18 protein-coding genes are annotated in these 23,192 nt (G+C 67.8%); 12 read left to right on the top strand and 6 right to left on the bottom strand.

The genetic code is table 11. From position 1 onward, the window contains the following. Window positions 1–207: 207 nt before the first annotated feature. From WMF46_RS06865 to WMF46_RS06890, 6 genes are all read left to right on the top strand, one after another. Window positions 208–1,470 (top strand): MFS transporter, encoded by a 1,263-nt coding sequence (locus tag WMF46_RS06865; protein ID WP_437984867.1) that lies wholly within the window; start codon window positions 208–210, stop codon window positions 1,468–1,470. Further along, on the top strand, window positions 1,451–1,972 hold the full coding sequence (locus WMF46_RS06870) for a GNAT family N-acetyltransferase (RefSeq protein WP_437984868.1): 522 nt from the start codon (window positions 1,451–1,453) through the stop codon (window positions 1,970–1,972). The genes WMF46_RS06865 and WMF46_RS06870 overlap by 20 nt, the downstream gene beginning before the upstream one ends. Then, a complete protein-coding gene (locus WMF46_RS06875) occupies window positions 1,944–3,053 on the top strand; it encodes a TOMM precursor leader peptide-binding protein (RefSeq protein ID WP_437984869.1) in 1,110 nt (369 codons plus the stop codon). Before WMF46_RS06870 ends, WMF46_RS06875 begins: the two co-directional genes overlap by 29 nt. 173 nt (window positions 3,054–3,226) lie before the next feature. Continuing rightward, a complete protein-coding gene (locus WMF46_RS06880; protein WP_437984870.1) occupies window positions 3,227–4,153 on the top strand; it encodes a hypothetical protein in 927 nt (308 codons plus the stop codon). Beyond that, the gene (locus WMF46_RS06885; protein WP_437984871.1) at window positions 4,143–4,580 is read left to right on the top strand and encodes a hypothetical protein; all 438 of its coding nucleotides are present in this window, start codon (window positions 4,143–4,145) and stop codon (window positions 4,578–4,580) included. Before WMF46_RS06880 ends, WMF46_RS06885 begins: the two co-directional genes overlap by 11 nt. Beyond that, entirely contained in the window at window positions 4,577–5,446 is an 870-nt protein-coding gene (locus tag WMF46_RS06890) for a hypothetical protein (RefSeq protein WP_437984872.1), read from the top strand. Before WMF46_RS06885 ends, WMF46_RS06890 begins: the two co-directional genes overlap by 4 nt. Before the next feature lie 178 nt (window positions 5,447–5,624). On the opposite strand, the gene WMF46_RS06895 is transcribed toward WMF46_RS06890, so the two are convergent. Further along, on the bottom strand, window positions 5,625–6,329 hold the full coding sequence (locus WMF46_RS06895) for a DUF3455 domain-containing protein (protein ID WP_437984873.1): 705 nt from the start codon (window positions 6,327–6,329) through the stop codon (window positions 5,625–5,627). Window positions 6,330–6,715: 386 nt separating this feature from the next. On the opposite strand from WMF46_RS06895, the gene WMF46_RS06900 reads away from it, so the two are divergent. Continuing rightward, a complete protein-coding gene (locus tag WMF46_RS06900; protein ID WP_437984874.1) occupies window positions 6,716–8,800 on the top strand; it encodes a PEP/pyruvate-binding domain-containing protein in 2,085 nt (694 codons plus the stop codon). An 11-nt stretch (window positions 8,801–8,811) separates the two neighbouring features. Continuing rightward, window positions 8,812–9,756, top strand: a complete 945-nt coding sequence (locus WMF46_RS06905) for a lamin tail domain-containing protein (protein ID WP_437984875.1) — start codon at window positions 8,812–8,814, stop codon at window positions 9,754–9,756. 195 nt (window positions 9,757–9,951) lie between these two features. Here WMF46_RS06905 and WMF46_RS06910 read toward each other — a convergent pair whose 3' ends face one another. Further along, window positions 9,952–10,623, bottom strand: coding sequence for a bifunctional 4-hydroxy-2-oxoglutarate aldolase/2-dehydro-3-deoxy-phosphogluconate aldolase (locus tag WMF46_RS06910; protein ID WP_437984876.1), 672 nt, complete (start codon window positions 10,621–10,623; stop codon window positions 9,952–9,954). Continuing rightward, window positions 10,620–11,708 (bottom strand): PfkB family carbohydrate kinase, encoded by a 1,089-nt coding sequence (locus WMF46_RS06915; RefSeq protein ID WP_437984877.1) that lies wholly within the window; start codon window positions 11,706–11,708, stop codon window positions 10,620–10,622. The genes WMF46_RS06910 and WMF46_RS06915 overlap by 4 nt, the downstream gene beginning before the upstream one ends. Window positions 11,709–12,535: 827 nt before the next feature. Between WMF46_RS06915 and WMF46_RS06920 the strand changes: the two genes are divergently transcribed. The 4 genes from WMF46_RS06920 (at window position 12,536) to WMF46_RS06935 (ending at window position 17,440) form a co-directional block, all read left to right on the top strand. Next, window positions 12,536–13,519, top strand: a complete 984-nt coding sequence (locus tag WMF46_RS06920; protein ID WP_437984878.1) for an amidohydrolase family protein — start codon at window positions 12,536–12,538, stop codon at window positions 13,517–13,519. Between the two features lie 195 nt (window positions 13,520–13,714). After that, window positions 13,715–14,728 (top strand): zinc-binding alcohol dehydrogenase family protein, encoded by a 1,014-nt coding sequence (locus WMF46_RS06925; protein WP_437984879.1) that lies wholly within the window; start codon window positions 13,715–13,717, stop codon window positions 14,726–14,728. A gap of 53 nt (window positions 14,729–14,781) precedes the next feature. Further along, a complete protein-coding gene (locus WMF46_RS06930; RefSeq protein WP_437984880.1) occupies window positions 14,782–15,912 on the top strand; it encodes a mannitol dehydrogenase family protein in 1,131 nt (376 codons plus the stop codon). Window positions 15,913–16,126: 214 nt separating this feature from the next. Further along, window positions 16,127–17,440, top strand: coding sequence for an MFS transporter (locus tag WMF46_RS06935; RefSeq protein WP_437984881.1), 1,314 nt, complete (start codon window positions 16,127–16,129; stop codon window positions 17,438–17,440). Window positions 17,441–17,537: 97 nt separating this feature from the next. On the opposite strand, the gene WMF46_RS06940 is transcribed toward WMF46_RS06935, so the two are convergent. The 3 genes from WMF46_RS06940 to WMF46_RS06950 are packed head-to-tail and all read right to left on the bottom strand — an operon-like array spanning window position 17,538 to window position 22,897. Beyond that, window positions 17,538–19,025, bottom strand: coding sequence for a UxaA family hydrolase (locus WMF46_RS06940; protein ID WP_437984882.1), 1,488 nt, complete (start codon window positions 19,023–19,025; stop codon window positions 17,538–17,540). Window positions 19,026–19,027: 2 nt separating this feature from the next. Further along, window positions 19,028–21,337 carry a family 43 glycosylhydrolase gene (locus WMF46_RS06945; protein ID WP_437984883.1) on the bottom strand — a complete coding sequence of 770 codons (2,310 nt, stop codon included), beginning with the start codon at window positions 21,335–21,337 and terminating at the stop codon, window positions 19,028–19,030. A gap of 42 nt (window positions 21,338–21,379) precedes the next feature. Continuing rightward, window positions 21,380–22,897: a hypothetical protein gene (locus WMF46_RS06950; RefSeq protein WP_437984884.1), complete on the bottom strand. Its 1,518-nt coding sequence runs from the start codon at window positions 22,895–22,897 to the stop codon at window positions 21,380–21,382. Window positions 22,898–23,192 lie beyond the last annotated feature (295 nt).

The raw sequence follows: 23,192 nt of genomic DNA on the forward strand, positions 1-23,192 counted from the left end.
GCGGCGATGAACTCGCCTCCGCGGCGCGCCGCCGTCAACAGGACAATCACGACCAGGCGCGATGGCGTCCCTCGTGGCGCAGCCCATCATTGACCACCTGTCTTCCATGGCGGATCGACGTGCACCGTGAGGGCGAGTTGCCGTCCATTTTGCGCTTGAATCGACCTCGATGGATTGATAGTGTCGACACGTCCCAACAGGAACTCCATGCCCACCGTGTCAGAGCACATCGACGCCCCCCTCGCCCCTGCGCCGCCGAGGATGGGCCGATTTCTTGCTCTCGACATGCTCTTCGAGGGCGGACGAATGTTCGTCGGCGCAACGTCGGTGCTCTTCCTCCTGTCCAGGGGCTTCCAGCTGCAGGACATCGCGACGTTGAAGTCGGTCCAAGCGGCCGTGATTCTCGTCGGTGAGTTTCCTACCGGTCTCGTGGCAGACGTGGTCGGGCGGCGGCTTAGCCTTGCGCTCGCGCTGCTGCTCGGCGGCGCAGGGTTCTTGCTCTTTTTCACTTGCGATACCTGGGTGTGGTTCTGCATCGCTGAATGCCTGACCGCCCTGTCGCTCTGCTTCTGGTCCGGCTGCTACGAGGCCTACGCCATCGACTCGTCGGGGCTCGCGAGCTCACCGCAGCACCTCGATCGCTTCTTTTACCTCAACCAGACGTGCAACAGCGTTGCGGTCATGGCGTTCGGCTTCGCTGGCGGGCTCATCGCAGCCCACGGCGTGGGGCTGCCGTACCTGGGCGCGGCGCTCACGTTCGGTGCCGCGATGGCATGGCTCGTGTTCGCGCTCCCTCGCGACGTGCAGGACTCTCGCGTCGCGGCGGAGCACACGCCGCTCCGTGTGCACCTGCGCAACGCCTTCGCCGACGGCATCCTGCGGCCGACCGTGCTGCCGCTGTTCCTCGCGAGCCTGCTGGTGCAGCTCGTGATCCAGCCGATCCTCCACTACTGGCAGCCGCTCTTCCAGGAGCTCGATCCTTCCGTCGAGAGCACTGCCCTGGGCACGACCTTCATCGCTTACGCCGGCGCCTCCGCCGTGTTCGGGTCTGTTTACGCTGCCATCGCCAAGAGAGCATGGGTACGCAGCGCGTCGTTCATGCTGACGCTCTTCATGAGCTTCTCCGTCCTGTACATGCTCGTCGGCCAGATGCGCGCCTGGCTTCCCGCGCTCGTCGTGTTCTGCTTGCTCCAGGGCAGCCTTGCCTCGGTGCGGAGCTTCCTGAGCGCCCGCATCAACGAGCGCATCACCTCCTCGTCGCGCGCATCGGTCCTGAGCTCGTTGAGCCTGTTCTCTCGCATCGGCATGATGGGCGCCCTCGCCATCATCCACTGGCAGCTCTCGGGCCGGGACGGCGAGCGTCTATCTGTCGTGAACCTCTACAACCTCTTCTCGACCGTATCCATCGGGTTGTGCGTGCTCATGGTGATCTTCCTGCTCGTGGTGAAGAATGACAAGAAGCATACATGAACTGGATGTCTCACTGCGCCCGCTCTGCGCGGGTGATCTGGACGCATTCATGACGTGGGCGTCCGACCCTGAGGTGACTCGCTCATTGTTCTGGGACAGCTACCAGGATCGTGAGCGCGCCCGCCGCTTCCTCGCAGACGTCGCTGAATCACACCCGTGGTTCATGGCCATCTGCCTGGACGCTACGCCGGTCGGCGCCATCACCCTCGACCGCCGGTCCGGAGCGGCGTCCTGCAGGGCGGAGCTGGGTTATGTCCTCGCCCGCGGACACTGGGGGCGGGGTATCACGACGAGGGCGGCCTCGCTCGCGCTCGATCGAGGCTTCGCCGATCTGGGCGTGGCGCGTATCGAGGCCTATGTCGATCCGGACAACGTCGCCTCGATGCGCGTCCTCGAGAAGGCCGGCATGGTTCGGGAAGGGCACCTGCGATGTTATCTGATGCACCGGGGAGCGGTGCGCGATAGGTATCTCTATGCAAAATGCAACCAAAGCACGCAGTGAGCGCGCATCGAAGCTTCAGATCCCACGCTACCTCGGGCTGGAGCGCGCTGAAGCGACGCGAGACGGAGCTGTTCAGCTCACGCTGGGTCACACGGATCGGCTGCGAAAGGAGCTCACGCTGGACAGCGAGGGGCTCGACTTCCTGCTCGGCTTCCTGAAGCCCACCACGCTCTCATCAGCGGCTCGGCGCGTGCGCGAGCGCCCCGCCAAGGCGCAGCGGCTCGGACGAGACCTGAAGTCCGCGGGCATCCTGCGCCCGGCCAAGCCCGTTCCAGAGCGCTTTCGCCGGTACGATCGCCATCTTTTGTTCTACGATCTCGCGGGCGCCGACCCGATCGCCGTGCAGGCCAGCCTCGCGCGGCGGCGCGTCGCGCTGGTGGGCATGGGCGGAATCGGCAACTGGGTCTCGATGGCGCTCATCGGAGCCGGCTTCGGCGAGCTGCGGCTCATCGATTTCGACGACATCGAGCTCAGCAACCTGACCCGTCAGGTGCTGTTCACGGAGAAGGACGTCGGGCGACCCAAGATCGACGTGGCAGCGGAGCGGCTGGCCGAGCGAAACCGGGGCACGCTCGTCCGTCCGGTCCCGCTCAAGGTCAGCAGCGCGCGAGAGCTGAGCGCCGCGCTGAAGGGCGTGCACTTCGTCGTGCTCTCTGCGGACCAGCCAGCCACCATCCACGAGTGGGTCGATCTCGCCTGCGTGAAGCGACGCATCCCCTATGTGAACCTGGGATACCGCGACGCCACGGGGGTCATCGGGCCGATGACCGTGGCGGGGCGGACGTCGTGCTACCACTGCTTCAAGCCGCGCTCCGAAAAGCGCCGGGCCAAGGGCGGCGCGCGCGACATGGCGGAGCTGCACGAGGCGCTCAACCGTCGCTATCAGGCGCCGTCCTTCGGTCCCGTCAACGCGCTCGTGAGCTCGATCGGCGCGCTCGAGATCATCAAATATCTGGGGGGCTTCGCCGATTGTGCTTCGATGGGCACCGAGCTCACGGTGGATCCGTTCACGCTCGAGATCGACCGCCGCGCCTACCGCCGTGATCGCTCGTGCTGGAACTGTGGCCACATCGAAGCATGAAGCGTTCGGTCCATCGCATCCAGGCGCGGAGCGTGAGGGACTTCCGCTGGCAGCGCGGTCGTCTCGTGTTGACGCGAGCGAGGTCGGAGGCGAACTTCTGGCAACGGACGGCTTCCGGGCACGTTCGCAGCGGGACCGCGGACGCCCCGTCTGCCGGCGGGCTGAGGGCTCCTGTGCTTTATGAGGTGGCCAGCGACCTCGCCCGCTCCTTCGACGCCGTGCGCCTGGAGCTGCGTGAGGAGGTGCGGGAGCTCCGCCGGCCCGCGCGACCGCCGCTGCGGCGTAGGAGCGCGTACCTCGATGTCTCCCGCGACGGCGAGAGCTTCTCGTTCCTGAGCGTGTGGGACCGCGGCAGTGCCCAGCGCGTGCGGCGCTGGGCGCAGGCCCTCGTGGAGCACCTGGACCTGCCCGCCGCGAACGCAGGCGAGCTCGACGCGGAGGTGCTCGAGCTGCGGCCTCCCGCGTTCGGCTACCTGCTGCATGAGGCGCTGGGCCACCGCCTCGAGGGGGACGACCATGTCGGGCCGATCGTCTGGCGCCGGTTCAAGGCGCTGAGCTTCGATGTCTGGGATACGCCAGGTCATCCGGAGTGGATCGGCTTCACGCCCTGGGATGACGAGGGCACGTCGGGCCGGCCCGTCCGGCTGCTCGCGGGTCGCGACGGGCGCCAGGAGCTCCTCCGTGCGGCGACTGGCAATCTGCGGGCGGTTGACGGCTCATGGCATCCCCTGGTCCGCCAGCGCTGCCTGGAGGTGCGGCCTCTCTGCCCTGGCAGGCCGCCGCCTCGGCGCTCGGCGCTCGTGATCGGCGACATCGCCGAGGGGTCTTTCCACGGCGATCACGTCGTGCTGCGCTCGAGCCGCCAGCTCCTGCGCCAGCGCGATGGCCGCGTCCTCCGCCTACCGCCGCTGCGGCTCACCCTGCCGCTCGACATCGTGCTCGGTTTCTCGCACGACGGCGACGTCGAGGTGTGGAACCCCGGCGCAGGTTGCCACAAAGGGTTGCAGCGCGGGCTGCCGGTGACGTTCTGCTGTCCGGCCGCCTGGCGAGCGATCTCGGACAATCATGAAATGCAAGTCGAGGTGCTCGGTGAAACCTAGCCTTCGCGCGGCGTGCGGCTCGCTGCTATTCCTGGGGATCGTGGCCTTGCAGACCGCGGCCAGCGCGACGCGCGAGAGCCTTTACCCGCTCAACGCCTATCGCATGTTCGATCGACACTGGCCCGATGGGATTGTGATGGAGCGCGTCCTCTACGTCGACGAGCACGGACGACGTCATCGGCCGTGGGACGTGGTGCACGTGCCGTTCTTCCAGGCAAACCACGCATCCTACGCCACGTTCCTGGATCCGGCCCCGCCGGAGCAGCGCGCGGATCTCTGCCGTTCGGTCCTGGAGGGCCGCTTCCGCAGGCTCTCGATCGTGGCCGAAGAGGTAGAGTTTGTCCGGTCTCCGAGCGGCGCCATGACCGAGAGGGTCGTGCGCTCCGAGGAAAAGCACGTTTGCACCGTCGAGGGCTCGGCGCCGTGAGCGCCGCGGAGCACCTCTGGCGGCGGTGGCAGGAGTTCCTGCTCCACGCCCCGGCATCGCGGTTCCTGGACCGGTTCCGGTTCGTCCTTTATCCGTACGGCCTCTGGGAGGTCTGGCGCTGGGACTGGTCGTTCTACACCGCGATGAGCCCGCACCTCTATCGACCTATCGGCGTCGCTGCGGTCCTCGGCCTGCCGTTCCCCTCCCACGCGGTGCTGCTCGGCGTCAAGCTCATCGCGACGCTCTGCGCGGCCGCGGCGCTCTTCAATGTGGCGTTCCGGCTGGCTGCGTTCGGGTTCTTCGCCAGCATGCTCCTCCTGGATGCGTGGCATAACATGTTCGGGTTCGTCGACGCGCGCATCCATGTGGTGTGGCTGTGCGGGCTCATGGTGCTGCATCGGCCTGGCGCGCGGTCCGACGCGTGGGCGTCCAGCGCGTCGTTCCGCTGCATGGAGCTCGTCGTGGTTCTCGTGTACTTCCAGTCGGCTGTCGCGAAGCTCATGCGATCGGGCTGGGACTGGGCGCTCGAGGGGACCACCATGCAGATCGCCATGCTGAGACAGGGAGAGCCGCTCGGTCTCCTTCTGGCCCGGTCAGCGGAGATATCACGCGTGTTCTCCTGCGCTGCCCTGCTGATGGAGCTCGCGTTCATCCTCTATTTCCCGGTGCGCGGCGCGCGCAAGTACCTCCTCGGCGTGGCGCTGCTGTTCCACATGGGCACCCTCGCGACGCTGAGCATCGACTTCAGCCACCTGTGGGTGTTCCACGCCGCGGTGCTGATGCTTGGACGGGAGCTCATCACGGAGGTCCGCCCGACCGCGGAGCCTGACGCTGGTGCCCCGGCTGCACAGGTCTCGCGGGCGTGACGGCACTCCACAGCCTGCGTGCACATGACGTCGTTCGGCGGCCGTTTCGACGGGGCGCCGTTCATGGCGGTGGACGAGCAGCGAACGGCCGAGCGGGCCGTTCAAATCTCGGCTCGGCGCGCGGGGCGGCGGCCAGGGCCAACGCGGCTGTCCGAGCGGGCTCGGAGAGCGAGCGAGCTCACGGGTTCGCGTAGAAGTAGTAGGTCGCGCTATAGTCGATGCGCGCTTCGGCGCCATCGTGCGCTTTGTCGCAGCCGTCCGCCGGAGCTTTGCCGCCCACGGTCTCGACGCGCTGAATCCACGCGACGTGGCTGAGCACGCCTTGCCCCTCGGTCGACTTGATCTCCAGGAGCAGCCAGGGGATCGCGGTGGCGTCGGGAGCATCGACCTTGGCCTTCATGGCACCGACGATCTTGCTGCCGTCTGCCGCTTCCCACGTCGGGCCGCCGTAATGCTTGCCGAGCGTCTTTCCTGCCTCGTCCGAGAGCGTCGCGTCCGGGGCTTTGAGCGTCCACTCGAATTTCGCCTTGGGCTCCTTCTTCTTGCCGCACACGTAGATCTGTGCGCCCTTGGCGTTTGCCTTCAATACGAGGTTGGCCGTGCTCGGGGCCTTGATGGCATCGGGGGTTTCGGGGGGCGCCAGCTTGGGGAGGCTCGCAGTCGCCGCGGGCTCGGCCGCGGGCGTCGTTGGCAAAGGTGCCGGTGCCGGCGGCGCGGGCGCGGGAGCTTCGGCGCTCGCGAGCGGTTCGCTCGGCGGCGGGCTCGAGGCGCTCGGCGTCGAACCCGCGCAACCACAACCAACGACGATGAGTCCAATCGCATAACGCGCATTCATGATGAATTCCTCTCCGATCGCGGCGGCACAGGGGGCCAGGAAATCCAAACGCGATCCGAAAGTCAATCTCCTCGTGGTGGCCGTCCGACCGTACAGCCACGTTGCATGCGCTGGCGCAAATTTCTTGACAAGTTGAAATGGGTTTGCGCGGACTATCTTCCCAATCGCCGAGGAGGACGGCTGGTTCTCGCTGGTGGCGCCAAGGGGCTTTGTGCCATGACGGCCGCGGCACACTCCGCGACGCGGATGTCGCGGCTGCGGCCCTTCGAACGCCGCTTCGGCAGCGACCAGCGCGGCCGCCAGCCTGGCATCACGTTTGCTCAACTCCGGCCACGTCGGGGAGGGAAACCCAATCGATGCAACCTAGGACCTCGGCGCGAGTATCGGTCTTGCTTTCGGCGGTCGCGTTGACCGCATGTAACGATTCCTCGGCCGTGAACGCCGCCGGCGCGGGGGGAGCGCCGGGGGCTGACGCGGAGTATCTCACGGAGCTCGTCACGCGCGACGACTACACCTCCCTGGCAGGCGAGGGCGCGGAGGTGAAGTACCTGACGATCGTCGACGGCCGCGAGCCTCCGGCGGTGTTCTCCGGCGCAGCGTGCCTGTTTCAGAATACCGACGACCACCCGTACCATTTGCAGTTCCTTCGTACCTTCCCGGAGTACGCGGCGCTCGCGCCGGAACGTTATGCGGACATGGTGCTGCGCCGCGCCAGCCGCGTGATGTGGGGCGGCGGCCTGAAGCTCTACCCGGCCACGCCTCATCCTCTGACGGGAGCGGCGGGCGTGCTGGCGTACACGGTCTACAGCGAAGCCGCGCCCGATGAGCTCCTGACGGTCGACGACATCGTGCAAGCCGACCGGCGGCTCAAGGGGTGTAGCCCGTTCGCCGAGCGCTTCCTGGTGTTCTCACCGGATGGATCTGCCCAGACCGCGGCGGTGCAAGCCATCGCCGACAAGCTCGTGGCAGCAGGCGTCGCGCTGGTCGACCCGGATGCGCTGTTGAGCGGGCTGTCCGCCGAGACGTACAGCGAGGGCGAGGCGTACGGTTACCTGAAGATCGTGGATGGCGCCGCCGCAGGCAGCGCCGGACCGCGCGACGTGCTGGTGATCGACGCGGCGCCGAGCGATCTGGGGCTGGTCGCCGGCCTCGTCACGCGGCAGCCGCAGAGCCTGGCCAGCCACGTGAACCTGCGCTTGCGCGAGAAGGGGATCCCGAGCGCCGCGGTGCCGGGCGTATTCGACAACAGCGTGCTCCGCGCGCTCGCCCATGGCCTGGTCCACCTCACGGCCCGGGGAGCCCACGTGGAGATCGAGCCCGCGCGCCTGGAAGACGCCGAGGCGTTCTGGAGCGCCCGCCGGCCGCCGCTCGGCGATCCAGCCGCGGACCTGGAGGTCACCTCGCCGGCAGCCCTGGCCTCGCTCGGCTCGGCGGATATCGCGGCGTTCGGCACCAAGGCCGCGAACCTCGGAGAGCTGTCCCGGATCCTGCCCGAGCAGAACCGCGTGGACGGCTTTGCGATTCCGTTCCGCGCCTATGCAGATTTCATGGAGCGGCGCGGGTTCAACGCCGAAGTCGCGGCGCTGCTGGCCGATCCCCGGGTGTTCACGGACGCCGATACCAAGCAGCGCCGCCTGTCGGAGCTCCGGGGCCGCATGCGCGCCGCCGAGCACTTGCCCGGATTCGGCGAGGCGCTCGAAGCGGCCGTTCGCCAGGCCTATGGCGCCGCGGGGCTGGTCACCCGGCTGCGTTTTCGCAGCAGCACCAACGCCGAGGACCTGCCGGGGCTGTCGGGAGCAGGTCTGTACGACTCCCGGAGCGGCTGCCTGGCCGACGACCTCGACTCGGACACGCTGGGACCGTCGGCCTGCTTGAGCCCGGAGCACGAGGCCTACCTGCGCGCCGAGCTCGAGCGGCGAGAGATCGAGCTCGCCGAGCACCCCGACCGGAGCCATCTGCTGCCGCTCATCGAGGATCTGGAGCAGGACTTGACCGAAGAAAAGAGCGCCTTGCTCGCGGTGCGCCGGGTCTGGGCCAGCTTGTGGAACGAACGCGCGTTCGACGATCGCGAGTACTATGGCATCGATCACACCAAGGTGTTCATGGGCGTCGCGGTCCACCCCACGTTCGTCGGTGAACGCCTGGAAGCCGTCGCGCTCACGGGGCTCGAACCCGACGCGCCGGAGCCTTTGTATCGTGTGGTCAGCCAGGTGGGAGAGGTCGGCGTCGCCGAGCCGCTGGATCCCACCGCCAGCCCTGAGATCCTGACGTTCCGGCGCTCTGCCCGCGGATCGCCGAGCGAGGTCACGCTGGTGTCACCGTCCTCGCTGGCAGCGGGCGGCGCTCGGCTCTGGCCCGATACCGCGTTGAACGAGCTCGCGGGGCTGTTGTTCATGGTGCAGGACCATTTCGCGGCCAGCGTGTATCCGAGCCTCGCCCCGCTGTCGCTCGATGTGGAAGTGGACGTCACGATGGACGGGCGCACCGTGATCAAGCAAGCCAGACCCTACACGCCATGATGGAGCCAGACATGACCTTGAAAACGATCCTGTACGGCCTCGGGTTCTCGCTGGCGTGCGCCGGCTGTTCCAGCTCCGAGCCGGGGAACGGAGCGAGCGCGGGCGGAGCCGGCGGAGCACCGCCGGACTCGAGCGACGCGCTGTGCGGCGAACGTCCCGGCGGCCGGCTCGGCGCGACTCACGTGCTGCGCTTCGAGACCTCTGACGGGCGCGCGGTGGTCCAGCTCAGGCGGACCTGGGAAGACTTCGGTGTCGGCGAATCCTCCTTGTATCGATTGGACGGTTTCAGCGTATCGCTCGACGGAACGACGGCGTGCGTCACCGAACCGAGCCGCCTCGAGTACGTCAACAGCCATCATAACTGGACGGACGTCGCGCGAGCCGATGCGGGCACGGCTCGCTACGAGCTCAAGTTCGATTTCGACGCTCCGTTCACGTTCAGCGCCTTCGCCGCCGACGGCTCCGTGGTCGTCGACGCCGTCCCGATGATCTCGACCGGCAGCCCGGCGTTCTGTTGGGGGTGTCCTGCGCCGCTGGCCGTGTCGATCTCGGAGGTCATGCTCAACAACACGACCACGCTGGCGGATGAATCCGGCGAGTACGAGCCGTGGATCGAGCTGTTCAATCCGTCGGCGGAGGACGTCGATCTGACGGGCTGGACGCTGTCCGACGACTTCGCCGAGCGCGGCAAGTGGCCGCTGCCCGCCGTCACCCTTCCGCGTCACGAGGTGCTCGTCCTGTTTGCCGACGGCGACACGGACCAGGGCGAGCTCCACACGAGCTTTGCGCTCGATCCGAGCGGCGGCGAGCTCGTGCTGACGGCACCCGGCGGGGTGAGCGATGGCGGCCTCGTGCTCGAAGCTCAGGTACCCGGCGTGAGCCTGGCCTACCAATGGGCCGCGAACGGCTACGTCGTCGGGCAGCCGACCCCCGGCGTGAAGCCGCCGGAGGAATGATCCCGCCTTCGCGCCGGACCGTGCTGGCCCTGCGCGCGCCGCCGCGAGGACGAGGGCCACGCCGCGAGATCTCTCGGGCACCCGAGCGCCGCGCTCTGGCACGACGGACGAGCTGCACGGCCACGCGGAGGGGCCGCACCACCGCCGGCGGGTGCCGCGTTTGCCCCGCCGAGCGCTGCCCGCCGGAGCTGTCCTCTACGCCCGCGCGCCGTTCTTGAGCGCTGCACGCGCGGCGCTGACCACGGACATGAACTCACGCGCGCGCTCCGCGAGGACCTCGTCCTTGCCCGCCGCGAGCGCCGCGGCGTCAACGAGCTCGCCGCCGACGCCGAGCGCCACGGCGCCGGCCTCGATGAAATCCCTGGCTGTCGTCAGGTTGACCCCGCCGGTCGGCATCATCTTCACCTCCGGGAGCGGCGCGCGCAGGGCGCGCAGGTACTTCGCGCCCCCCATCGCGGAGCACGGGAACACCTTCACCGTGTCGGCGCCGGCGTTCCACGCGGTGATCACCTCGGTCGGCGTGAGCGCCCCCGGGAAGACCGCCTTCCCGAGATCGTGCGCCGCGCGGATGACCTCCAGGTCGAGCCCCGGGCTCACGATGAACTCGGCGCCGGCCTCGATGCACGCGCGGGCCGCGTCCGCGGTGAGCACGGTGCCCGCGCCGACGAGGACGTGGTCCCCCATCCGCGAGGCGATCTCGCGCATGACGGACAGGGCGCCGGGGACGGTCATCGTGATCTCGACGACCTCGATGCCGCCCGCGCAGAGCGCGCGAGCGGCCCGCACGGCGAGCTCTCCGCTCGGCGCGCGCACGACGGGGACGATGCCGATCTCCTCGATGCGGCGGACGACTTGCTCCCTGTTCATCGCTCGATCCTCGCGCCGGCTCCGCTCATCGCCTTCCGCACCTCGTCGAGCGACGCCATCGAGGTGTCCCCCGGGGTCGACATCGCCAGCGCGCCATGCGCGACGCCGCACTCGAGCGCCCACTGCGGGCTCTGCTCGGCCAGGAGGCCATAGATGATCCCCGAAGCGAACGAGTCGCCGCCGCCCACGCGGTCCAGGATCTCGATGTCTCGCTGCGGGACCTCGTGGAACTCGCCCTTGTAGTACAGGACGCCCCCCCAGCCGTTCACGCTGGCGGTCCTGGCCGTCCGGAGGCTCGTGGCGACGACCGAGATGTTGGGGTACGCCGCGACGACCTCCGAGATCATCCGGCGGAAGCCGCTCGTGTCGAGCTGGCTGTAGCTGCTGTCCACGCCGGACACCTCGAAGCCGAGGCCGGCGACGAAGTCCTCCTCGTTGCCGAACACGCAGTCGACGTACGGCATGAGGGCGCGATTGACCTCGCGCGCCCGCCGCTGGCCGCCGAAGTTCTTCCACAGCGAGGGCCGGTAGTTGAGGTCGTAGGAGATCCGCACGTCCTGCGCGCGCGCGACCTCCATGGCCTCGTGCGCCACGCCGGCCGTGGTCTCCGAGAGAGCGCAGAAGATACCGCCGGTGTGGAACCAGCGCGCGCCGCGCTCGCCGAAGAGGGTCTTCCACGGCATGTCGCCGGGCCTGAGCTTGGACGTCGCGCTGTGGCCGCGGTCCGAGCAGCCGGCGGCCGCGCGGGGCCCGAAGCCGCGCTCGGTGAAGTTGAGCCCGTTGCGCACGTCCCGGCCCACGCCGTCGTAGTCGACCCAGCGCAGGAAGGACGTGTCGACCCCGCCCTGGAGCATCAGGTCCTCGATGAGGCGCCCGACGGCGTTGTCCGCGAGCGCCGTGACGATGGCGGTGCGGAGCCCGAAGCAGCGCCGGAGCCCCCGCGCCACGTTGTACTCGCCCCCGCCTTCCCAGACGTCGAACGTCCGCGCCGTGTGGACGCGGCGCTCACCCGGGTCGAGGCGCAGCATCACCTCGCCGAGGCTCACCTGGTCCCACTGGCAACCCTTTGCACTGCGAATCTGCATCTTCTTCTCCTCGACGGCTCATCCAGCCGCCGTCGATGGATAAGTTGTTGAACTGGTGGGGCTGTTCGGCAAGGCTCTCAACACAGCCTCCGATGCCCCGCGCCGTGCGCGTGGGAAGCGAGCCGGCAGCGTGAGGCGCCGGGCTGCGACTACGTTGGAAAACTTGTCGAACAGTTCTCCAGCGTCGCTTCTCCAGGGTTGGTGATCGATCCCGATCCCAGGGATGAAGGGCCGCCGCGCATGGGCCTGCTCAGGGGAGCGAAAGGAAACCCCGAGGCAAATTGTGAACGTTCACATTGCGGGTGTCAACCAAAATGGATCGGCGCGACGCCATGCTCGATCCCGATGGGGGCGCAGCGGCGGCCGGACGCGGCGCCCGTGACCCAGGTCGAGGAGATGGCGGGTCGCCGCCGCGCCGTCGTGTTGGTCGACGGCGACCACCGGGACCGAATCGTCCAGCCCGCCCGCGACAGCGGTGATCCCAGATGCTCCTTATAGGGATAGGCCCTTGACCGGGGGCAAACGGATTGGAAATTGGAATCTACATCGAACATCACCGCGGCCCGGTGTCTGCCTCTCTTGCCGCGGCGCTCCGGAGGAGGCTTGCCCGCCACCCGAGTCCGAGCTCGGCCTCAGCAACGGATTGGTGTTGACATCGTTCATGTGAACGTTCACATTAAAGGCCTCCTTATTCCGCTTTGCCATGAGGGGGTCGTCATGCGCAGCGACACCTTCGCTATCGGGATCGCGTTCGGCACCGACTCGAAAAAGACTCCACCATGAAAATACTCACGAGTATTCCGACGACTTTCGCCAAGTTGTGCCTGATGATGACGCTCTCGCCGCTGGCGGCGTGTGCGTCGTCTTCCGCGACCACCGCGACGCCGCCCGAGACGGCGGGCGACACGAGCAAAGCGGCGGCCCCGCTGGCCGTGCCGGCGGAGCAGCGGGGTCCGATCCTCGACACGCACATCCATCTCTACCAGGTCACGCGTCCGGGCGGCGTCGTTTGGCCGGAAGCCAAGCAGAAGCCGATCTACCGCGACGTGTTGCCCCCGGAGTATGAAGCCGTCGCGAAGCAGAATGGCATCATCGGCACCGGCATCGTCGAAGCCAGCCCCGCCGTCGACGACAACTTCAAGGTCCTCGAATTGACGAAGGGCAACGACTTCTTCAAGTTCCTCGTCGCGCAGCTCGAGATCGGCTCGCCGAGCTTCAGCGCCGATCTGGCGCGCCTCGCCGCGGACCCGCGCGTGGTCGGCATTCGCGGCTTCCTCTGGAGCCCGAAGCTGACGCTCGACGCCAAGCAGCTCGCCTCGCTGGAGGAGCTCGCGGCCAAAGGCATGACGCTCGACATCATCAGCCGCGGCGCCCTCAACCCGAAGGACAAGGTCGAGGCGCTCGCGAGCGCGGTGCCCAAGCTCCGTATCATCATCGACCACCTGGCGGGCGCGAAAGGGCCGACGCCGGATCCGGCTTGGGTCGATGCGATGCAGCGGCTGGCCAGGCACCCGAACATCTACATCAAGTTCTCGTCGTTCTTCGACATGTACAACCCGGCCGCCACCGAGGACGATCCCTGGAAGGCGCCGACCGATCTCGCGGCGTACAAGGCGCACTTCGATGTGCTGATGAAGGCCTTCGGCGAAGACCGGCTGATCTGGGGCAGCAACTGGCCCGTTGTCGACATGGGCGGCAGCCTCGCTTCGGAGATCGAGGTCGCCGAGCTCTATCTCAAGGAGTTTGGTCAGGAAGCACGTGACAAGGTCATGTACAAGAATGCGCAGAAATTTTACGCGCGTCACCCCTGAACAGCGGCGTCCCGAGCGCCACGGCGAAGGCGGCGCCCGCCGCCCCGCTGACGGATTGTGAAGCAACGCCACGTCGCTTCGGCTTCGGCCCTTCGACATGGCGCTCTGTTCTTTGGCAGAACGAAGCGGCCCCGGCTGCGGAGCGCGCCGTGAAAGCCGCGAGTGAACGAAGTCGCTCAGTGAGGCAATGACAGCATGAAAGCCCTGACGATCACGGGTCCGTCGGTTGCACAGGTGAGCCAGATCCGCGAGCCCAAACCGGCGCACGATGAGGTGTTGATCCGCGTGCAACGGGTCGGTCTGTGCGGCTCCGACTTGAACACGTTCTTGGGCAAGAACCCGATGGTGACGTACCCTCGGGTGCTGGGGCACGAGGTGGCCGGCACGATCGTGGAGCTCGGCTCGGGCGTCGAGGCGGACTGGCACGTCGGTACCGACGTCACGTTCACGCCGTACACGGCGTGCGGCGGGTGTCCCTCGTGCCGCGCGGGACGGCGCAACGCCTGCCGCGACAACAAGACCATGGGCGTACAGCGCGACGGCGCGCTGACCGAGCTCGTGGCCGTGCCGTACCAGAAGCTCTTCACGTCACGGAAGTTGAGCCTCACGGAGCTCGCGCTCGTCGAGCCGTTCTCGGTGGGCTTTCACGCGGCGGCGCGAGGGCGCGTCGAGGCCGAGGAGACCGTGCTGGTGATGGGCTGCGGCGGCGTGGGGCTCGGGGCCATCGCCGGCGCGGTGAGCCGCGGCGCGCGCGTGATCGCGCTCGACACGCAGGAGGAGAAATTCGCGCTCGCCAGGGCGCTCGGCGCGCGGGAGGCGGTGCTCGGGAACGCCGATGCACGCCAGCGCGTGATGGACCTGACGAACGGCGACGGGCCGGATGTCGTGATCGAAGCCGTGGGCGCGACCGCGACGTACCGCAACGCGGTGGAGTGGGTGAAGTTTTGCGGCCGAGTCGTGTACATCGGGTACGGCAAAGAGCCGGTGAGCTACGAGACAAGGCTGTTCGTGATGAAGGAGCTCGACATCCTCGGCTCGCGCAACTGCCTGAACGAGTTCTCGGACGTGATCGCCTTCTTCGAGCGACGCACGTTCGACCCGAACATCCTGATCTCGAAATCGATCCCCATCGAAGGCGTTCCCGAGGCGCTCGCCGACTGGGCTGCCCACCCCGGTCGAACGTCCAAGATCATGGTGGGCATGTCGTGAGCGTACGCGAGCGTCACGTGGGTACGCGGCTGCTGAGCCGCCGGAGCACTGACATGGGCAATCCGATTCTTCAGTTCGGCACGAGCCGGTTCCTGCAGGCTCACGCGGACCTTTTCATCTCGGAGGCGCTCCTCGCCGGCCGCGCGCTCGGGACCATCACCGTGGTGCAGACCACGTCGAACCCCGAGAGCCGCGCGCGCATCGACGCGCTGCGCGCGCAGGGGCGTTACCCCGTGCGGATCCGCGGGCTGCGCCGCGAAGAGGTCGTCGACACGACGATCGAATGCGGCTCGATCACCGAGGCGCTCGACGCGAACACCGATTGGCCGCTCGTGCGCGAGCGCTTCGCGAAGGATGCGCGCGTCGTGATCTCGAACACGAGCGACAGCGGATACGTCTGCTTGCCCGAGGACACGGCGACATTGCTCGCGCCCGGCGCGGGCGTGCCGCGCGGGTTCGCCGCGAAGCTCGTCGTCCTGCTGCGCGCGCGCTTCGAGGCGGGCGCCGCGCCGCTCACGCTGCTGCCTTGCGAGCTCGTCTCGAACAACGGCGACACGCTGCGTGCGCTCGTCGCCGGCGTCGCGCGCCAATGGGGCGCCGATGCCGCCTTCCTGCGCTACATCGAGCACACGTGCATCTGGGTGAATTCGCTCGTCGACCGGATCGTCTCCGAGCCGATCCGCCCCGTCGGCGCGATCGCCGAGCCCTACGCGCTCTGGGCGATCGAGCGGCGCGAGGGAATGGTGCTGCCGTGCCAGCATGAAGCGATGATCGTGACGGACGACCTGCTCCATTACGAACGCTTGAAGCTGCTGTTGCTGAACCTCGGGCACACCTACCTCGCCGAGCGCTGGCAGCTCGACGGGCGCCCCGCGGACGAGAACACGCTGCACGCGATGCGCGATCCGGCCTTGCGCGCCGATCTCGAGGCGCTCTGGCGCGACGAGGTGGTGCCCGTCTTCGATGCGCTCGGCAAGGGGGCTGCCGCGCGCGCCTACCTCGACGAGGTGCGCCAGCGCTTCCAGAACCCATTCCTCGATCACCGGCTCTCCGACATCGCGCGCAACCATGGCGAAAAGAAGCGACGCCGCTTCGGGCCCGTGATCGAGCTCGCGCGCGAGCTCGGCCTGAACCTCGATCAGCCCCAGCTGCGCGCGGCGCTCCGCGCGGCCGCGCCCGCATGAGCATCTGAGGCTGCCACGGGCGGCTTCGCGCGATCGACGGGCCGCGCGAGCCGCCGCGATCGCCGCGCCGATAGCCGCACCGATAGCCGCAACAACCCGATGCAGTCGCCGTTGCACCGCCCGCGCAACGCACCGCAAGGCAGCGCCGCTCGACGGGCAGCGCGCGAGAGCTGCCGATCGCACGAACAGATACCGTAGCAAAGGAGACATGCAGATGAGAAAGATGCGTTGGGTCGTGCTCTTCCTGTGCTTTCTCGCCGTCGCCATCAATTACATCGATCGCGCCAATCTGGCGGTCGCGGCGCCCCAGATCGAGAAGGAGCTCGGCATCGGCCCCGCCCAGATGGGGTTTATCATGAGCGGCTTCTTCTGGACCTACGCGCTCATGCAGATGCCGTTCGGCTGGTTCGTCGACCGTGTGGGCGCGCGCATCGCGCTGCCGATCGCCGTCGGCTGGTGGTCGCTCTTCACCGCGGCGACCGCCGGCGCGTCGAGCGTCGCGGCCATGTTCGGCTACCGGTTACTGCTCGGCGTGGGCGAAGCCGGCGCCTACCCGGCCTGCGCCAAGCTTGTGAGCCAGTGGTTCAAGCCGCGCGAGCGCGCGCTCGCGACGGGCATCTTCGACAGCGGTGCGCGCGTCGGATCGGCGCTGTCGATTCCCCTCGTCGCGCTCATCATCGACACGCTCGGATGGAAGGCGGCCTTCATCATCACGGGCCTGTTCGGCGCGGTGTGGATCCTCGGCTGGGTCGTCATCTACCGCAGCCCCGCACATGGCGACATGACGGGCGAGAAGGACGTCGTCCACGCAGCGCCCGCAGAGGACGCGCAGAACAACGTGACGTGGGCGTCGCTCTTCCGCCATCGCACGCTCTGGGGCATGATGCTCGGCTTCTTCTGCCTCAACTTCACCAACTACTTCTTCATCACGTGGTTCCCGAGCTACCTCGTGCAAACGCGCGGCTTCTCGCTCAAGTCGCTCGGCACGCTCGGCATGATCCCCGCGCTGATGGCGATCCCGGGCGGCTGGATCGGCGGCTTCGTCTCCGACACGCTCTATCGCCGTGGCTGGAGCCTCACCGCCGCACGCAAGACCTGCATGGTCGGCGGCATGCTGGTGTCGTCGGCGATCACGTTGTCGGCGTTGACCTCCAACCTCTATCTGATGCTCGCCTGCTTCGGCATCTCCTACGCGAGCCTCGCGTTCGCCGGCGCCAGCGTCTGGTCCCTTCCCGGCGACGTCGCGCCCACGCCGCGCCATGTGGCTTCGATCAGCGGCATCCAGAACTTCGCGTCGAACCTGGCCGGCATCGTCATCACGACGTTCACCGGCGTGATGCTCTCGCTGACCAAGGGATCGTTCACGATCCCGCTCGTCGTGGCGGGCGGCTTCTGCCTGCTCGGCGCGTTCAGCTACCTCGTCATCGTCGGCAAGATCGAGCCGCTCCAGGTCGGGTCGGCACCGATCGCCGCGAGGTACCCCAGCCTGGATATTGACCGAGATAGTTCGCCTACCAGCGCACGATGAGATCGTCCATCCGGCTCGGTAACCGGAGGCGGTTAGGCGGGCCGTTCGACGTGCGGCGGAACGAAGCCGAGCCTGGCCTCCGACAGGTGTCGTAGGCTCAAAGGGTGACGCCCCGCTTCCAGAGTGCGATCTCGCGCTCGCCGTTCTCCTCGGCGCGGGTTGGACGGCCCGAGGCGGTGGCCAGCACCAGGTCCATCAGGGCGTCGGCGGTCGTGTCCATGGATTCGCCCGAAGCGATGCGGCCGGCGTCGAAGTCAATCCAGCGCTTCTTGCGCTGGGCCAGGCTGGAGTTGGTGGCGAGCTTGAGGGTCGGCGCGGGGAAGCCGAGGGGCGTGCCCCGACCGGTGGTGAAGAGGATGACCGTCGCGCCGGCGGCCGTGAGCGCCGTGGACGAGACCGCGTCATTGCCGGGGGCCTCCAGCAGAGCCACGCCCGGCGTGCCGCGGATTTGCCCGCCGTAGTGGACCACCTCGGTCACCGGGGCGCGGCCGGCCTTCTGCACCGCGCCAAGGGACTTCTCCTCCAGCGTTGTGATGCCGCCGGCGATGTTGCCGGGCGAGGGGTTCTCCGACACCGGCTCGCCGTGGGTGATGAAGTAACTCTTGAAGTCGTTCACCACGCCGACGATGTCCTCATAGACCGCCTCGCTCTCGGCGCGGGTCATGAGCAGGCGCTCGGCGCCGAAGATCTCCGGGATCTCGGTCAGGATGGCCGAGCCGCCGGCGGCGCACACCTTGTCAGCGATGCGGCCCACCAGCGGGTTGGCGGTCAGCCCCGAGAAGCCGTCCGAGCCGCCGCACTTGAGGCCGATCACCAGGTCGGAGACGGGGCAGGGCTCGCGGCGGTCCTGCTCGACGATCCTCACCAGCTCCTCGACGGCCTCGAGGCCCGCCTCGAGCTCGTCCTCGGCCGTCTGGGCGGTGAAGGACCGCAGGCGATCGGGATCGATGTGCGCGGCGCTCTCGAGGAGCGGGCCGAGCTGGTTGTTCTCGCAGCCCAGGCCGATGATCAACACTCCGCCCGCGTTCGGGTGGCCGGCCAGGGCCACGGTCATCCGGCGGGTGGCCTCGAGGTCACCCCCCAGCTGCGAGCAGCCGAAGGGGTGGGTAAGGGCGTGGACCCCGTCCACCCGGCCCTTGAAGCGTCTGTCCGCCTCGGCGGCCACCTTCTGGGCGGTGCGCGAGACGCAGCCCACCGTCGAGAGGATCCAGATCTCGTTGCGGGTGCCCACCCGCCCGTTCTTCCGCCGGTAGCCCATGAAGGTGCGGTCTTCGGTGGCGGGGAGGGGCTCAGGGTTCGTGGGCTCGTAGGCGTAGGTGTCGAGGCCGGAGAGCGCGGTGGCCAGGTTGTGCGTGTGCACGTGGTCGCCCGGCTGGATGTCCACTGTCGCCCGCCCGATTGGCCAGCCGTACTTCCGCACCAGCTCGCCAGCGGCCATCGCGCGCAGCGCCACCTTGTGTCCGGCCGGGATGTCGACGCGGGCGGTGATCGCGTCGGCCACCGAATCGCCGGCGGCCAGTCCGCGCACGGCGACGGCCACATCATCTCGGGGATCGATCTGCAACAGGGAGGATGCCAAGATCATAGTCAGTCGCCAATCGTATTCGTGCCGTTCAGGAGCGGTACGCCGAAGCTCGGCGTTCCGTCTGCATTCCATTCCAGCCGCTGGACGCGCGTGTGACGGTTCGGGTCGTAGAGCGGGTCCCCCGTGATCTTCTCGTAGTTCCGCGCGTGGTACACGAGCACGTCGATCGATCCATCCGCCGAGGTCGTGAACGAGTTGTGGCCCGGGCCATACAGCCCGTTTGCGCTGACGAACACTGGATCCTCGTTCTTCGTCCACGAGCTGGCGCTCAGCAGGTCGTCCGTCGCGCTCGCCGTGAGCAGGCCGAGGCAGTAGCGGTCGTCCGTCGCGCTCGCTGAGTAGCTGATGAAGACCCGCCCATTCCGCTCGAGCACGGCAGGACCTTCGTTGACCGCGAACCCCGCCGTCTCCCAGGCGTGCTCGGGTCTGGCGATCCGCACGCTGGGCCTGGCCAGCGTCCACGGGTTCACCATGGCCGCGATGAACAAGCTGCTGTTGTCGCCCGCGACGCTGGGGTCCTCCTGCGCCCACACGAGATAGCGCTTGCCGTCGTGCTCGAACGTCGTCGCGTCGAGCGCGAAGGTGTCCGAGTCCGTCACGATCTGCCCTCGCTCGATCCACGTCCCATCCATCGGGTTGGCCGATGAGCTCTCGAGCGCAACCATGCGAATGGCCCAGACGTCGGTCGAGCTTCCGGCGGCGAAGTAGATGTACCACTTGCCGTCGATGAAATGTAGCTCGGGCGCCCAGATGTGCGCCGCCATCGGGCCGGTCGCGTGCTTCGTCCAGACGACCTTCGGGGTCGCGCTGGCCAGGCCTCGTATCGTGGTCGCGCGCCTGATCTCGATGTGATCGTACGTCGGCACGCTCGCGGTGAAGTAGTAGTAACCGTCCGTATGCCGCTTGATGTGGGGATCGGCGCGCTGCGAGATCAAATAGCCGAGCGGTTCGAGCGCGAACGACGCCTCCGCGTTCTTGACCGCCGTGCCGTCGAGCGCGTGCGCATGGATCTGGTAGTTCAGGTGCCGGAGATAACGTGTCGCATCCGAGTACCACTGCAGCGAGACCATCGCCGGATCCCCGTTCAGCGCGGGCACGATCCGGAACGTGGCGTCCCTCCGGAACGCGGTGGACTCCGTGAACACGTCGATCCACAGAAGGTGACTCCTCTCTTCGGGTGGGGTCTCCCAGAGCCCGCTAGCCCGGTTGGACGTCTCACTCTGCAGCGGGTACCGGGTCGAGTTCATGCTGTCGACGTGCAGGTAGCGACCGCCGAAACCCACAGGCTCGAACGACACCAGCGTCGGATCATCCGGGTCCGCCAGGCCGGGCACCACTCTCCACTGGAAGTCGGCAGGAAGCTGGTTGTTTGCCCTGTCGTCGAGGTCGGTGATCATCGCATGATAATAGGAGTGCGCGACGTAGAGCGGGGCGTCCTCCTTGTGCGTCGTGCGAAGCTGGTAACCCCCTCCGGCGTCGTCGTCGAGATTGGAGAGCTCGAGAACAGCGGGGGCGGCGAGGGCCGCATATTCGGGGTCCTCGCTGGCCGGTGAGTCGAAGACGACGCGTACGGGCTGAGCTCCGTCGGCCTGCCAGTCATCGACGCTGCTCAAGGTCACGGTCTGCGCAGTGTTCCAGTTCGCCTCCGTGAACGTCAGGTCCGCTTGGCTCAGCGTCGCCTCGGTCGTGTCGCTGACGCTGAGAGCGATCGTCACGGGCGCGCTCGGCTGCGATGCGAGGAACACGGTGAATGTCACGGGCGCGCCGCGCTCGGCGAGGGTCCCCGACGGGTTGCTGACGACGATCGCTGCCGTCCCTGGACCGTCGTCGTCCGTGTTCGTGATGTCAGCGGACTCCGCGACGAGGCCGTCGCACGCCGGGTCTGCAGAGACCGAGGGCCCGAAGCGGACGCGGAAGATCTGATCCCCGTCGCTCTCCGCGTCGTCCACCCCCGTGACCGTGATCTCTCGAGGGACACTCCAATCCTCCACGGTGAAGGAGATGGTCGCCGGTGAGACGGAGCCTTCGGTCGCATCCGAGCTCGAGACCGGCACCATGATCGGCGCGCTCGGCGCGCCGTCGAGCGCCACGCTCACGGTCACCCGCCCGCCGGACTCCGAGGTGCTGAGCGCTGCGCCCGCCGTGATGAGCCGCAATGAATTGGTCGACGCGTCCGGCGCATCGGTCGAGGGCCCATCCGAGCACCCGACCACCACGAGCAGCCCGGCGAACGCGAAAGCTGCCGCCGTGAGCGCGACGCGCGGCGCAGAGAGGGAAGTGCACTCTGGAGGGGAAGTTCTCGGTGCGCGCATGATAGGGGGAAATTCTACCCGTCAGCGGGTCCGGTAGAATGTTCAGTAGTGGGCGATGATCGCGTCGAGCTCCGACTGCGTGACCCGGACCGCGTTCGCGTGGCGCACGCCGGACGGAAAGCGGTACTGCGCGCTCGGGAGCTCCGTCCAAGAGCCCGGATCCGCGTCGAGATCCGTCGTGCTCCAGCACCCGAACACACCGCCGTTCAGGTAGTAGTCGGCGAACAGGTACCATCGACTCTGCCGCGGATCCTTGATGACGAACGGCCCCTCCGTCGCTCGTCTACTGCTCTGCGTGGACCCGCGCGTGATGTAGTCCGGACTCCATCGCGTGAACGTCGCCGCATCGAGCGCGAGCGTCGAGGAGCGCGCGATCTGGATGTCCTTGCCCGATCCGGTGAGCGCGCTCCCGCTGCTGTCCGTCTCGTCCTTGAAGAAGAGGTAGTTGCGGTCATTCCATTGCGTGATCGTCGCGTCGATGACGCTGTAGCCCGGATCGAAGAGCACGTCGGGTGTCGGGTTGACGATGGTGACGAAATCCTCGGTGTAGCTGACGTAGATGCGGTTCGCGCCCGTGGTGTCGTTTCCGGACCAGATGATCGCATAGAGCTTGCGATCGGGGTCGTAGTAAGCCTCCGGGGCCCACGCGTGCATCGGGGTGGCCCCGGGGCCCGGGAGGTTCGTGAGCGTGATCAACCGGGGATTCGTGAAGGTGATGAGATCGGTCGAGTCCGCCACGAAGATCTTGGAGCTCGGATGGTTCCAGTAGTTCGAGTCGTTCTCCGAGAGCGTCCAGTCCGTGGCGATATAGATGTACGTTCCATCGTTCTTGCGGAACAGGAACGGATCGCGGATGTGATTCGTGCCCATCCCGGTGAGCTGGTACGCAGGCTGTCCATCGGCGAGGGTCGACCAGCGAAGCCCGTCGGTGCTGTAGGCGAGGTGCAGCGAATCGCTCGCCACGTTTTGATTCGGCCCGAAGTAGCTCAGCACCCAGGCACCCGGGGAGCAGCTGGTTGCGTTCATCGTGGCCGTGTGCTCGCCGTTCGTACACTTGACGCAGCTGCGGTCCGTGGTGCTGCTTCCCTCCGTGCCGACGAGCTCCCCTGGCACGCAGTCGGTCCAAGCGACGCATGTCGTTACGGGATCGGCGTCGTCGTCCCATGTGCCGTCCGCGCAATCGACAGGCGCGGCGGTCCCGCCCGCGCAGTACGTGCCCGGCGAGCAGCCGTCACACTGCGCGGGCGTGGTGCTCGTCCCCGGCGCGGTCTGCCTCGTCCCAGGCGCGCAGGGCGCGTGCATCCTGCAGCTCGGCGCGTTCATCGTGTCGCTGAAGGTGTGCTCCGGGCACGCCGTGCACCGCCGGTCCGCCGTAGGCGAGCCCTCGGCGCTCGCGAAGGTGCCTGCGGTGCAGCCTGTCCATGCGACGCAGCTCGTCGCGCCATCGCCGTCGTGATCCCAGGTGCCCTCGGAGCACGCGGGGGGCTCGGCATCGGGTCCTGCGTCTCCGCCGGGCGTCGTCACCGGATCGCTGCACCCGGAGGTCCATAAGAGCGCCACCAGGAATCGTGCTCTCGATCTGCTTCCCAAACGTGCCATCTCGCTCCTCGGTTTCCCGCGTGGTTGCTGCGCCGATGGACGCCGGCGCCCGCCCGGTCCGATGTCCGGAGCTCGGGATCACATCCTGGTGCACAGCTGGTTCGAGCGAGCGGAGCCGTGCCGGGATCGATCCCGAGGACGAGCGCCCTGCGCGCTCGACGGCCTGTTCTGAACAAAGCGAAGGGGTTGTTCGCGAGCAATTGTGAGCGCTCACATCATCGGCGTCAACCGAAATGGCCCGGCGACGAGCTCACGG

The organism is Sorangium sp. So ce117, assembly GCF_051524395.1.
GTDB lineage: Bacteria > Myxococcota_A > Polyangia > Polyangiales > Polyangiaceae > Sorangium > Sorangium cellulosum_B.